This is a genomic window from Marinibactrum halimedae (assembly GCF_021234875.1).
Taxonomy (GTDB): Bacteria; Pseudomonadota; Gammaproteobacteria; order Pseudomonadales; family Cellvibrionaceae; genus Marinibactrum; species Marinibactrum halimedae.
Genome location: NZ_JAJQVM010000001.1, coordinates 21,457 through 33,888 on the forward strand (window position 1 = coordinate 21,457; position 12,432 = coordinate 33,888).

The 12,432-nt window shown below is 46.9% G+C and carries 10 protein-coding genes and 1 CRISPR repeat array (1 of these 11 only partly in view); of the genes, 3 read left to right on the forward strand and 7 right to left on the reverse strand.

Translation table 11 applies throughout. The features are described 5' to 3' along the window. Window positions 1–82: 82 nt before the first annotated feature. On the reverse strand, window positions 83–562 hold the full coding sequence (locus LU351_RS00080; RefSeq protein ID WP_232591957.1) for a hypothetical protein: 480 nt from the start codon (window positions 560–562) through the stop codon (window positions 83–85). Between the two features lie 642 nt (window positions 563–1,204). On the opposite strand from LU351_RS00080, the gene LU351_RS00085 reads away from it, so the two are divergent. Further along, on the forward strand, window positions 1,205–2,254 hold the full coding sequence (locus LU351_RS00085) for a lytic murein transglycosylase (protein ID WP_232591958.1): 1,050 nt from the start codon (window positions 1,205–1,207) through the stop codon (window positions 2,252–2,254). Window positions 2,255–2,263: 9 nt separating this feature from the next. Here the strand turns inward: LU351_RS00085 and LU351_RS00090 are convergent, their stop codons facing one another. The 6 genes from LU351_RS00090 to miaB all read right to left on the reverse strand — a co-directional run bounded on the left by LU351_RS00090 (window position 2,264) and on the right by miaB (window position 9,311). Beyond that, on the reverse strand, window positions 2,264–3,166 hold the full coding sequence (locus LU351_RS00090) for a DUF6279 family lipoprotein (protein WP_232591959.1): 903 nt from the start codon (window positions 3,164–3,166) through the stop codon (window positions 2,264–2,266). A gap of 144 nt (window positions 3,167–3,310) precedes the next feature. Beyond that, window positions 3,311–4,909, reverse strand: coding sequence for an apolipoprotein N-acyltransferase (lnt, locus tag LU351_RS00095; RefSeq protein ID WP_232591960.1), 1,599 nt, complete (start codon window positions 4,907–4,909; stop codon window positions 3,311–3,313). Between the two features lie 224 nt (window positions 4,910–5,133). Further along, a complete protein-coding gene (locus LU351_RS00100) occupies window positions 5,134–5,994 on the reverse strand; it encodes an HlyC/CorC family transporter (protein WP_232591961.1) in 861 nt (286 codons plus the stop codon). Beyond that, window positions 5,984–6,520 carry an rRNA maturation RNase YbeY gene (ybeY, locus tag LU351_RS00105; RefSeq protein ID WP_232591962.1) on the reverse strand — a complete coding sequence of 179 codons (537 nt, stop codon included), beginning with the start codon at window positions 6,518–6,520 and terminating at the stop codon, window positions 5,984–5,986. The genes LU351_RS00100 and ybeY overlap by 11 nt, the downstream gene beginning before the upstream one ends. Next, on the reverse strand, window positions 6,517–7,674 hold the full coding sequence (locus LU351_RS00110) for a PhoH family protein (protein ID WP_232591963.1): 1,158 nt from the start codon (window positions 7,672–7,674) through the stop codon (window positions 6,517–6,519). Before LU351_RS00110 ends, ybeY begins: the two co-directional genes overlap by 4 nt. A gap of 224 nt (window positions 7,675–7,898) precedes the next feature. Continuing rightward, entirely contained in the window at window positions 7,899–9,311 is a 1,413-nt protein-coding gene (gene miaB, locus LU351_RS00115) for a tRNA (N6-isopentenyl adenosine(37)-C2)-methylthiotransferase MiaB (RefSeq protein WP_269783211.1), read from the reverse strand. A gap of 176 nt (window positions 9,312–9,487) precedes the next feature. On the opposite strand from miaB, the gene LU351_RS00120 reads away from it, so the two are divergent. After that, window positions 9,488–9,817 (forward strand): DUF1820 family protein, encoded by a 330-nt coding sequence (locus LU351_RS00120; protein WP_232591964.1) that lies wholly within the window; start codon window positions 9,488–9,490, stop codon window positions 9,815–9,817. 55 nt (window positions 9,818–9,872) lie between these two features. Then, complete coding sequence (locus tag LU351_RS00125) at window positions 9,873–10,670, forward strand: alpha/beta fold hydrolase (protein WP_232591965.1); 798 nt, start codon at window positions 9,873–9,875, stop codon at window positions 10,668–10,670. Between the two features lie 336 nt (window positions 10,671–11,006). Then, window positions 11,007–12,432: a CRISPR direct-repeat array (repeat unit 28 nt; unit sequence GTGCACTGCCGAATAGGCAGCTAAGAAA); it runs 942 nt beyond the window's last position.

Genomic DNA, 12,432 nt, shown 5'->3' on the forward strand with positions numbered 1-12,432 from the left:
TTTTCACGACAATAAAAAAACGGGCGACTATGTCGCCCGTTTCCTGATTACTTTGTTAAGTAAAGACTGCAAACTATGTTATTTATTTTGGGGAGCGGCGTGCAGACTTTCTTCTTCGACGCTCTAGGCCCAATGCCAGTAAACCGGTAACGAGTGCAACGGAAATACTAGCAGATGCGGCGTCTAATTCAGGTACTTTTTTTGTGTCGGGTTTACCGCCACCATCATGATTGCGACAAGCTTTGTTGACTTTTTTGAATGACCACCCCCACCATTTGCTCGCCTTCATGCATTTTTTGTCGCGGCCGTACTGATGGAATCTGAATCCGTTTGAGCTGAGGTATTGTTTAATACCTTTCTTGTTTGTTGCTTTAGGCTCTTTTGTGCGTTGTTGTCTTTGATATTTACGACAAGCCTTATCTTCAACATCGTAAGACCAAAACAGCCATGATTTCGTCTTTATACAAGATTCGTTACTGAGCTTTGAATAGTTAGCACTTGCAGTACCTACCATGCTCAATGAGATGAATGCCGCAACGAGTAATTGGGCTATTAGCTTCATTGTTAACCTCCAATGTGTGAATGCATTTGCTGAGTATCAGCGGTCTTCCAGTTGTGTGTAGGGGTAGATTCTGTGGAGTGCGATAAGCACCAGTTCGGATCACTTTCCCTTATCGGCGAACACGTCTTCATGTTGATTGCTAAGCGTTCTAGCCTCTCCCTCACGATTTGTGATTTTTGTCACGCTTTGTCGTAAGTGATGATGATTATTTTATAACCTTATTGAGTGATTTTGCAAACTTGGGCGCCATTTAGTTCTTAAATAAGACGAAAGGATCAAATTATGAATGCTTTTTTCAAACAATGGATGAGCAATTTGGCGGTCTTGGTTTGTTCCCATGGCAATCAAGGGGGTAGCGGGAAGACCTTTATATTGCGCTTAATAGATCTATCTTAGTGCATTTCGTTCTGTCTAGACTGGCAAGCAGGAGAATTTGATTCAATATTAGTATTGAACGGTGTTTTAGGATCAAATTATCTTTTCTTACTGTTAAAGAACGCAATATTAGGAGGCAAGGAAATGGCATACACTTTGCGTTGGAAGTAGAAATATTATCTTCAAGCTTAAAGTGTGCCTCAAAAGGGGACACAATAACGTGATGAAACGTATTCTCATTCATGATTAGTGTACAGGCGAAGTTCGTTGGACAGTAATAACCCCTCATACGATAGTGGGCCGATTAGAGGCAACATAACGCGCGATGACCCAGGCCAAAGTACTTCCGCCCTGAGCTCGCCGACACAGAACTCTGCCATTCAGAATGATTCAATTCAGAGTGAGTTGGTATTAGCGTGTACGAATTACACAGACCGATTGCTGTCTTTGGATTTAATTAAGCAAATCAGCCATTTGTGTCGGGCGATACAGCGGCACAGAGGGTTAGGAATGTCCTTAATTGCCGGTTACGAACAATTTTCAAGTGAGTTTTTATCTTTACAACGCCAAGTAGCGCGTCGTATGCGCACCTTGCAAGCCTTTGCACATCAATCTCATCATTTACTTCCAAACAATCAGCTGGAAAAGTTGGCCAGTTCCTGGAGTATGATTGAGCAAGGTTGGCAGAGAGATTCGGTGATGGAGAACTTTGAGTTCCACTCCCACTTTATTGAACAGTTGCTCCAGATAATGATGTTGTTGGCTAGGCGAATGGAGCGTCCGGTGGCCGATGAGTTTGTGGGAATTGATTCTGCTTCTCCTGAAAAAACCAACGCTGGCCTTTCCGCAAGAAAGCAGGCATTTAGCCAGGTAGGGTTATTGGTTTTTGTGTGTAATCAATTACCATCGCTGATTGAACAGGTGGCAAAAATTCGGGGGTTGTCTACGTTGGCAGCAAGCCGTGGCAGTGTGGATGAGCTGGAATTGGGCAAGCTGAAGTACTTTATTCAGGGGACTCGAGTACAATACGAGAAAGTTCGTAATCAAGCGGATCGATTGGGCGAAAATACGGACAATCGAATTCCGGCTCTGCCTTTGATTAAAGCGTACGAGTTCAAGCTGATGTTTTTACTCACCACAGTAGAGAAAGAAGTGATGGAGCCGAGAGCTATTCGAATGGATAGCAGCCAGCTGTTCTCGTTGGCCACTGAAATTATCGATGCTTATTTGAAAGTCGTCGATGAAGGGCTGACTTTGCTTTATCTCTGGCAGGAAGAATCGCTGGATTTATGGCATAAACATGGCGATCAAGTGTGATTTACGTGGTTAGATATCGTCAGAAAGATCTTCAAAATCATCGCGATAGGCGACCAATCGTTTGATCAATTTCTTTCGTTGCTTGTCACTTAGCGATTGATGAATTCCACTAAGCAAAAGCAGTGTTTGTTGTTGATTATCTTGAATATAGCGTTCGTACTCCTCACCCCATAACTCGTCCGGTGTGACAAATAGTGTTCGTATACGTTCCTTAAACTCTCCTGAGTTGCGGTTCATTGCCATCGCTTCTGCGAAATCGGTACGCCATTGAATTTGTTGTTGTAAAATTCGCTCTCGCTCATAGCGCATTTTGTCTACCCACTCTGCAATCAAATTGTGTTGGTGGTCTGTAAGCTTTCCTAGCCATTTTTGTAGGGAGTCGGTCATTTTTTCTTGTCGATAGGCGTGCTGTTCAGCTAAAGGCTTGCTTACCATTTCTTCTTCGAATTCGGCTTCATTTTCCTTCAGTGCCTCAATCGTTTGTGCCAGCTGTGATTCATCTAGGGTCTTTAACACGGCCATGCCTTTGGGCAAAAGTTCCAATGCACTTGCTAACCAAAGTTCGTAGCTGCCATCCAAACTTTGTTGAATGTCTTCTGGTGTGAGAGAGGGTTTTTCGATAATGGTAATTTGCTGGTTGATAAAATCCACATATACCGGTAGCTGGGTTGTCTGATGCCAAGAGTGAAATTCTTTGGTGAAACGAATGACCTGTTGTTCTTGTGTGCGGTTTAGGTCGACATAGTCATCTAATTGCCATCGCAGCCAGTTGTCTAAAAAGCGATAGCCTATTTTTGTTGAAGAGCATGAGAAGAGAGCCATACACAATGCGGCAATCACAAACACTTTACACAGTTGTCGGTAAGGTAAAATGTTTTTGGGGCAGTATGTTGGGATATCCGTGTACTTCATTATGCTCTCTCGATTAAGCCCTTTGGGTGACTACAACTAAAAAATTCTTACGCAAATAGGAAGCTATCAGTTGTGTCTAATGTACGACTGTTGTCGACAGTGGAGGTTTCCTAATATAAGAAGTGAGTAATTATCGATATTCTTTTATACCGGAATGGCCTTCTTACTCTGCCGTTTTTTTCGAAGTTGCATTGTGCCTGTGATCAATAAACCTGCCAAAAGTAGTGCCAATAGGGGCTCATTTTCCCAACTCATAAAAGGAGTGTGCCCGGTCATAGGCTGCAGGGTGCCCGATAAGGTCTCTTGAACAAATTGTGGGGTTTGAGCAATAAACTGGCCGCGTGAGTCAACAAGAGCACTGATGCCGTTATTGGTGGCACGAATGAGAGGTCTGCCGGTTTCTAAGGCGCGCATTTGGGCCATCTGCATATGCTGAAGAGGGCCGATGGAATGTCCAAACCAAGCATCGTTACTGATGGTGATCAGAACTTGGGCGTCTTTAGCAGATTGACTCACCAATGTGGGGTAGACCACTTCATAACAAATGCTCGGGGAGAGCATGACCGCCCCCGATTGCAGCCCTCGTTGGCCTTCTGGGCCACGTGAAATCACCGAAGTGGGTAAATCAAAGAAGGCAATGGCGCCGCGTAGCCACTCTTCCAAGGGGACGTATTCGCCAAAGGGAACTAGGCGAGTTTTGTGATAAATACCCAACCCGGTGCCTAAGGCGGTAATGGAATTACGAGCGCTATCGCGAGAGGGGCTCAGGGTGAGTACACCGGTAATGAGGGTAGTATTGCTGGCAGCCGCTTTATGGTGAAACTCATCGAGAAAAGGAATCGCCTGTTGATACAGCTCTGGAATAGCCGCTTCAGGCCAAATAACCCAATCGTTTTCCCAAAGGGTTTGGGTCATCTCTCGGTAGCGGTTATACGTTTCTTCGCGAAATTCGGGCGCCCATTTTAGCTCTTGAGGAATATTGGCTTGGACAATACCCACAGAAATGGCATCCCGATAGGGCGTTGTCCATTCTTGCTTAGAAAGCTCATAGCCAGCAACCCAAACACCAAGTAGTGCACTTGAGGCGAGAGCAAAGGCCTTCTTATGAATTGTCTCGTTATTATCGGCTTTTCTGCGGAGAAAGAGGTCAATTCCAAAGGCCAGAACGGCGGCGGAAAAGGCGACCCCAAACCCAATGAGTAAAACCCCGCCGACGGGGGCAAAGCCAGAAAGTGGGGAGTTGAGGTGCCCATATCCCACATACAACCAGGGAAATCCCGTCAGTAGCCAGCTTCTTAACCACTCGGTGATACTCCAAAATACCGGAAAGGTAATTAACATTCCCAATGTTACGTTGGGGGTGAACCTTGGGAGAAGCAGGTAGGGCAGCGCAAATACCAGCGCGAGGAAGGCGACGAATAAGGTCGTCATTACAATCGCCAGTGGTAGAGAGGTCATGCCAAAGGTATGGATACTCACAAACACCCATGACGCCCCAGTGCCAAACATACCCAACCCAAACGCCAATGTGCGGAAGAAGGCGTGACGGCCAGTTACGTTGCGTAATGTTAAAGACAGCACCGCTAGTGACAGGATGGCGACTGGCCACCAATTCCAAGGGGCGAGTGCGAGAGGGGTAGCGGCACCGGCGATGGTATTGATGGCTAGGTATTTCAAATTTGTGGCTTTATTTGAGGCAATATTGCCTGTGCCCAATGAATGAGAGTGAGCGGGTGCGGTCAAAAGGGTGTCCTTATTGATGTCTAAATGGGCAAGGCATTTTAATAGGGCGTTCTAATGAACAGAGTCAATTATGACGGCGTGTGGGGAAAAGAGTCTAGCGAGAGTTGATGATTACAGGTGGTGATGGGCTTATGACGCCGTGTCTTAGTGATTAATTTTTGCTTTACGGCACATTCCGAGAGGTAAATACCCCGTAATGTGCCATAAAGCAAAGGTGGTTTGGGTTAGTGGGGCCCTGGTGTGGTTAGGCGCAGTAAATGAATTTGTCGACTATCGGCGTAAAGCACCCGGAAGGTATAGCCGTCAATGTCGGTGTGTTCATTACGTTGGGGCAGGTGCCCAAATGCACGCATCAAAATACCACCGATGGTATCAAATTCTTCTTCGCTGAATTGTGCACCAAACTCTTCGTTGAAGTCTTCAATGGGGAGCAGTGCTTTGATGATGTATTCATTGTCTGCCACCTTACGAATGAACGACTCATCATCGTCTTCATCGGTTTCGTCTTCGATTTCACCCACAATTTCTTCCAGCACGTCTTCGATGGTGACGAGCCCTGAAATAGCACCGTATTCATCAATAACGAGGGCCATGTGATACCGGTTTTCACGAAACTCCCGAAGCAATACATTCAAGCGTTTACTTTCGGGAATGATGCTGGCTGGGCGAATTACGTTTTCTAAACGGAAATCTTTGGTACCGCTGAGAATCAGAGGCAGAAGATCTTTGGCGAGCAAAATACCCTTGATATCGTCGATGGTGTCGCCCACTACGGGGAAGCGGGAGTGACCGGATTCCATCACTTTGGTCAAAAATGCTTCTGGGTCGTCGTTGAGATTGACCACCACCATTTGTGAGCGAGGCACCATGACATTGCGGACTTGTTGATCCTGCACGTCCATGGCACCTTCGATGATACTCACCGCCTCTTCATCGAGTAGGTTATTGTTGGCGGCGTCTTTGATGATTTTAATGAGGTCCTCACGAGATTTGGGTTCGGCACTAAAGCCACCCATTAGTTTCTCAAACCAGGATTTCTCCTGTCCGCGTGAGGACGGTGTACTACTCGACGGGTCATCGCTCATTGGATTTTTTGACTCCATTTTTTGGGGTGTCAGATGATTTAATCTGGTAAGGGGCTGGGTAGCCCAGTTTTTCTAGCAATTGAATTTCTAACGATTCCATCTCATGGGCTTCGTCGTCTTCTATGTGGTCGTAACCTAAAAGATGCAAGGTGCCATGAATGACCATGTGCGCCCAATGTGAGATGAGTGCTTTTTCTTGTTCTTGTGCTTCAGACTCAACAACCGCAGGACAGATGATTAGATCACCAAGCAAATCTATGCCCATTTCCATTCCCAACGCTTCGGGAATGTCTGCCGGGAAAGACAATACATTGGTCGGCTTGTTTTTTTGACGGTAGGTACGATTGAGCTCCTGAATTTCATCGCTGGGCGCGAGTCGTATGGTGAGCTCAACGGCACCTTCAGGTGTGCTTTCGGGCGTGGCTCGTCCATATGCGATGGCAAGCTCGGCCCATTGTTGGAACTCTGCAGTAGAGGGGAGGTTATTCGGCTCTACCGCAATTTGGAGGTCAAGCTGGAGATTCATGGCGCTTGTGATGCTGCCTTATTTGCGTTTTCCGCTTGAGCCTGTTTTTTCGCTTGTTCTGCCGCCGCTTCTGCGGCGTCATAGGCTTCAACAATGCGCTGAACTAAGGGGTGACGAACCACATCCTTCGCCCCGAAGTAGGTAAAGCTAATGCCGTTGACGTTTTCCAGTACGTTTGTCGCGTGGCGAAGGCCAGAGGCTTGACCTTTCGGTAAATCAATCTGACTTGGGTCGCCATTGATCACAGCGGTGGTGCCAAAACCGATACGAGTGAGGAACATTTTCATTTGTTCTCTCGTGGTATTTTGGCTTTCATCCAAAATCACAAACGCATTATTCAGTGTGCGGCCACGCATATAGGCCAGTGGCGCCACTTCAATCACATTACGTTCGATTAACTTATCTACAGTTTCAAACCCAAGCATCTCGTAGAGGGCATCGTAGAGTGGTCGTAAATAGGGGTCGACCTTTTGGGATAAATCACCGGGCAAAAAGCCGAGCTTCTCACCGGCTTCTACCGCCGGACGAACTAAAAGGATTCGCTCGATATTGTCGTTTAACAGTGATTCAACCGCGCAAGCCACGGCAAGATAGGTTTTCCCCGTACCTGCAGGCCCGATACCGAAGTTGATGTCGTTCTTTTGTACCGCCTGCACATAATGCTGTTGGTTAAGGCCGCGAGGTTTCACGGTGCATTTTTTGGTGCGAATTAAGACGGGGCTGCCAAAATCTTCTTGTTCTGGACTAGAGGTATCACTGGCTTCGGTGGCTTGCATCATAACGGCTTCTACGTTGGCTTCCTGCAGTGCGAGGTGCACTTGGTCTGGGGTGAGAGTTTCCCCGGAGTGGGTTTCTCCATAGAGTGATTTCAGCAAAAGGCGAGCGGCGTGGGTGGCGTGTTCTTGCCCTATTAACGCAAACTCATTACCCCGGTTACGAATTTTAATACCGAGGCGCTTTTCAATTTGCTTTATATGCTCGTCAAATTGTCCGCATAAGTTAGCTAACCGGCGGGCATCATTGGGTTCTAGGGAGAGCTTATGGGTGGTTTTTGGCGAATCGCTAGCGAGTGCAGCAGACTGAGAAGAAGAGGTATCAGTGCTGTGTGTGGTTGTGTCTTGTGTGCGATTCGGTGCTTCAATCTGACTGTTCAAAGGGGGCTATCAGCTCCTGCGTTTTCTATCGATACCTGTAGACTAAACCATCGGCTAAAGACATGGAAGAGCTACGGGCCGGATAGCCGAAGTCAGGGGCATAGTGAGAGGTCTGGAGAGGCTAAGAAGTGGGCTCAGCATAGTAATGATAGTGGCCCACTCTGGTATTCACTGGCCTGTTTGAAGGCGGCCAGTTGTTATAAAAGAACTATTAAAAAGAACCATTAAAAGAAGTCTTCTTCTAGCTCAGAAGCCATTAACGTCCCGCGTAAGGAGTTGGGTAGGGCTTCTTCAATTAAGATATCGGCAAATTTACCAATCAGTTCCGGGGTATCGCAGCGGAAGTTAACCACACGGTTGTTTTCGGTACGGCCTGAAAGTTGCCCAGGGTCTTTCTTGGAATATCCGCTCACCAACACCCGTTCGGTGTTGCCGACCATACGACGGCTAATGGCCATCGCCTGCTGGACAATGCGGTCCTGTAAGATTTTCAGACGTTGCTTCTTCACCTCTTCTGGGGTGTCATCGGGCAAGTCTGCCGCAGGAGTACCGGGGCGCTGGCTGTAGATAAAGCTAAAAGAGGTATCGAACTCCATATCTGCGATGAGCTTCATGGTGGCTTCGAAATCGGCCTCAGTTTCACCCGGGAAACCGATGATGAAGTCAGATGAAAAGCTGATGTCAGGCCGCAGTTTACGGATTTTTCTCAGCTTAGACTTATATTCTAGGGCGGTATGGCCACGCTTCATTGCCATTAAAATACGGTCAGAACCACTTTGGACAGGCAGGTGCAAATGGCTCACCAGCTCTGGTACTTCAGCATAAGCTTCGATCAAGCTATCTGAAAATTCGACGGGGTGCGAAGTGGTGAAGCGAATACGGTCAATGCCATCAATGGCTGCAACGTAGTGAATTAATTCGGCTAAATCGACGGAGGCACCATGGGGGCCATCACCCCGATAGGCATTCACATTTTGGCCCAAAAGGTTAATTTCACGAACGCCTTGGCCGGCAAGGTGTGCGACTTCTGCGAGCACATCGGCCACGGGGCGGCTCACTTCTTCGCCTCGGGTATAAGGCACAACGCAGAAGGTGCAGTATTTTGAACAGCCTTCCATAATGGAGACAAACGCAGAAACACCATCGGCTTCAGGTTCGGGTAGGCGATCAAATTTTTCGATTTCCGGAAAGCTGATGTCGACCACGACGGCGCCGTTGTCGCGAGGGGTTTCCATCATCTCCGGTAAGCGATGCAAGGTTTGTGGGCCAAAAATGAGATCGACAAAGGGCGCACGCTTGGCGATGGCATCGCCTTCTTGGCTCGCAACACAGCCTCCAACGCCAATGACGACATCTGGATTTTTGCTTTTTAAATGCTTCCAGCGGCCTAATTGATGGAAAAGCTTTTCTTGGGCTTTCTCACGTATAGAGCAGGTATTGATCAAGAGTACGTCGGCTTCTTCCGGGTCTTCAGTTGCGACCATCTGGTGCGACTCGCCCAACAAATCACGCATACGATTTGAGTCATACTCATTCATCTGGCATCCGTGAGTTTGAATAAACAGCTTTTTCACCTTTTGGTCTTCGGTGGAGGTCTCTGAGGTGGCTGCCTCGATGGCTGCTGTTGGGTCCGACATGAAATGCACCTGTTTAAAAATTAACCGACAATAAAGAAAGAGGGCGGATTATAGCTGGACTCGCTTGGGTTGCCCACCTTTGCGTCGACGTTTACGTGGTATGAGTGGGGTTGAAAAAACGGCAACAATATCCACTAATATGCTATTCTCGCGCCCCCAATTAGTTAGAGACTGCTATGAGTAACAAGCCCATTTATAAAGTGATTTTTTATAACCGTCATCAGGTCTATGAGATCTTTGCGAAAGCGATTTACCAAAGTGATATGTACGGGTTTATTGAAGTAGAAGAATTTGTATTTGGTGAGCGTACACAGTTGGTGGTTGACCCCGGTGAAGAAAAGTTGAAAGGGGAGTTTGCCAACGTCACTCGATCGTACATTCCCATGCAGGCCATCATTCGTATTGATGAAGTGGAAAAGGGCGGTGTGGGTAAAGTCAGTGACATTAAACCTGGCGATAAAATTGCGACATTTCCCTTCCAAGGTCAAACGCCTCAAACCGACTGATTGAGCAGTGGGTTTGTTCCCTTTTTGTTGAATGCAAACTGCTAAGTGACGAATTATGTCTGACACGCCATCGATACATGCCGTACCTTTAAATAGCAAAGAAATGAGCACTCAGGGTGAGCCGTTGATCATGATGCACGGTCTGTTTGGTTCTTTGGAAAATCTTGCCGGTGTCGGGCGTTTGTTGGTGGATGACTTCCGAGTAATCAGTTTGGACATGCGAAATCATGGTCGCTCTCCTCACGATGACACAATGACACTTTCGGTACTGGCGGAAGATGTACTGAAGTACATGGATGAACATCGAATCGAGAAAGCCCATCTCTTCGGGCACTCTCTAGGTGGAAAGGCGATGATGGAAATGGCATTAACTTACCCAGATCGAGTGGCGAAAGTAGTTGTGGGAGATATCGCACCCATTGCTTACCTTGAGCCCCGGCATAACAATGTGTTTGTAGGTATGGAAAGTGTGCCGTTGTCATCCATTCAATCTCGCGGTGAGGCGGATGATGTGCTTAAACAACACATTCAGGAATCTGCCGTACGGAGTTTTATTTTAAAAAACTTACACAAAAACGATCAGGGCCAGTTTGCTTGGAAGCCGAATATTGCAGGGCTAAAAAGTAATTACTCTCATATTATTGGTGGTAATCGAGAGGATTGTACGTTTGATGGTGATGTGCTGTTCATTAAGGGAGATCAATCGGATTACATTCTGCCGGAATATCGAGAACAGGTATTGCAGCGTTTTCCAAATGCGCAGGTAAAAATTATTCCTAACACCGGCCATTGGCTTCATGCCGAAAAGCCAGAAACGTTTGCCAGCTTAATGAAGGCATTTTTGAAGCGTTAAACCTAGACTAAGCGTTTGCTCACTCCTGTAGGCCTTACCAACAGTATGTTTTAGGCATTATTGTATCCTACAGAGGCTTTTTACTTAAAAGCTTCTAGTCATACGGTGCGAAATAATAAGCCAACAAAATAAGAAAAATAGGCGAAGATGCGCCAATAAATGTAATTTAACGACAGTATTCTGTTTTTTACATTTGATGGCGTTACCCCTTTTTTTAAGGCCAAAATTAACCTATTGATTTATAAGTACTTTTTTACAAGTAAAGTAAAAAGGGTTAACACACCTGTATTCACCAAAATATCACTATTATCAGTGACTTATCTCCATTACACTCTAGTGCACTGCCGAATAGGCAGCTAAGAAATCAAATTCAATGGCGATCACACGCTTGTTGTCGTGCACTGCCGAATAGGCAGCTAAGAAATTCAGAAAAGTTTCCACTGGAAACTTTTTCACGTGCACTGCCGAATAGGCAGCTAAGAAACAGACTGGTACGTCGAACTCAAGGCTGGTTTCGTGCACTGCCGAATAGGCAGCTAAGAAATTTGATAGCCGCGTAAGCGCATAAAGCCCCCGGTGCACTGCCGAATAGGCAGCTAAGAAATGCGGAGCATACCCCACACTTAAACCCCGTTAGTGCACTGCCGAATAGGCAGCTAAGAAAAGACATGACCAAGATTAGTCCTGTCACAGTCGGTGCACTGCCGAATAGGCAGCTAAGAAAATACGACTTAGGCGCGCCTCCAGCTGCGCCACGTGCACTGCCGAATAGGCAGCTAAGAAAAATGATGCCTCCAGGCAAACCAGCCGTTTTACGTGCACTGCCGAATAGGCAGCTAAGAAAGGATATAGGAACGGGGTTAGATGCGCTATATTGTGCACTGCCGAATAGGCAGCTAAGAAATAGGGGAGGCGTGTTACGCTGAGATTGAAAAAGTGCACTGCCGAATAGGCAGCTAAGAAAATGGGGGCATTGGGGCCAAGTGCTTAATATGTGTGCACTGCCGAATAGGCAGCTAAGAAATTTTAGCCACTTACCAACCGCATTAGGAGAGAGTGCACTGCCGAATAGGCAGCTAAGAAATGATAAGTTAGAGGCCGGCATGCTGCCGTACCGTGCACTGCCGAATAGGCAGCTAAGAAAAGTCAGGTATGTACGCAGCTGACGTGGTCAGCGTGCACTGCCGAATAGGCAGCTAAGAAAGACTTGCGCTTGAGCACACTGGGCGAATACACGTGCACTGCCGAATAGGCAGCTAAGAAAACCGGAAAAAGGCGAGGGGGCGACCGTCATCAGTGCACTGCCGAATAGGCAGCTAAGAAAAACACTGCATCATTATCATTGTCTTTAATTGCGTGCACTGCCGAATAGGCAGCTAAGAAATCGGGGCTGTTAGCTGATTGATAACAAGTTTGGTGCACTGCCGAATAGGCAGCTAAGAAAAACAGTGCAATGCCGCTGCGCCTGAACGGTGCGTGCACTGCCGAATAGGCAGCTAAGAAAACGCCGAAATCATTAAAGGTGATCCCGGTGAGGTGCACTGCCGAATAGGCAGCTAAGAAAATACGTCGACCAACATCGATAAATTGAGTACCGTGCACTGCCGAATAGGCAGCTAAGAAATCGGGACTGCTAGGGCGCTCCCTGCGCAATGAGTGCACTGCCGAATAGGCAGCTAAGAAAGCTTTGAATATGCTTGACAAACAAGCCAATTTGTGCACTGCCGAATAGGCAGCTAAGAAATGCAGCATCAAAACGGAA

Bases quoted from the DNA above. Each gene is read 5' to 3' on its own strand.
- LU351_RS00090 (WP_232591959.1), bottom strand. From the start codon at position 3,166: ATGAAGTACACGGATATCCCAACATACTGCCCCAAAAACATTTTACCT.
- LU351_RS00120 (WP_232591964.1), top strand. From the start codon at position 9,488: ATGAGTAACAAGCCCATTTATAAAGTGATTTTTTATAACCGTCATCAG.
- LU351_RS00080 (WP_232591957.1), bottom strand. From the start codon at position 562: ATGAAGCTAATAGCCCAATTACTCGTTGCGGCATTCATCTCATTGAGC.
- miaB (WP_269783211.1), bottom strand. From the start codon at position 9,311: ATGTCGGACCCAACAGCAGCCATCGAGGCAGCCACCTCAGAGACCTCC.
- ybeY (WP_232591962.1), bottom strand. From the start codon at position 6,520: ATGAATCTCCAGCTTGACCTCCAAATTGCGGTAGAGCCGAATAACCTC.
- LU351_RS00125 (WP_232591965.1), top strand. From the start codon at position 9,873: ATGTCTGACACGCCATCGATACATGCCGTACCTTTAAATAGCAAAGAA.
- LU351_RS00100 (WP_232591961.1), bottom strand. From the start codon at position 5,994: ATGAGCGATGACCCGTCGAGTAGTACACCGTCCTCACGCGGACAGGAG.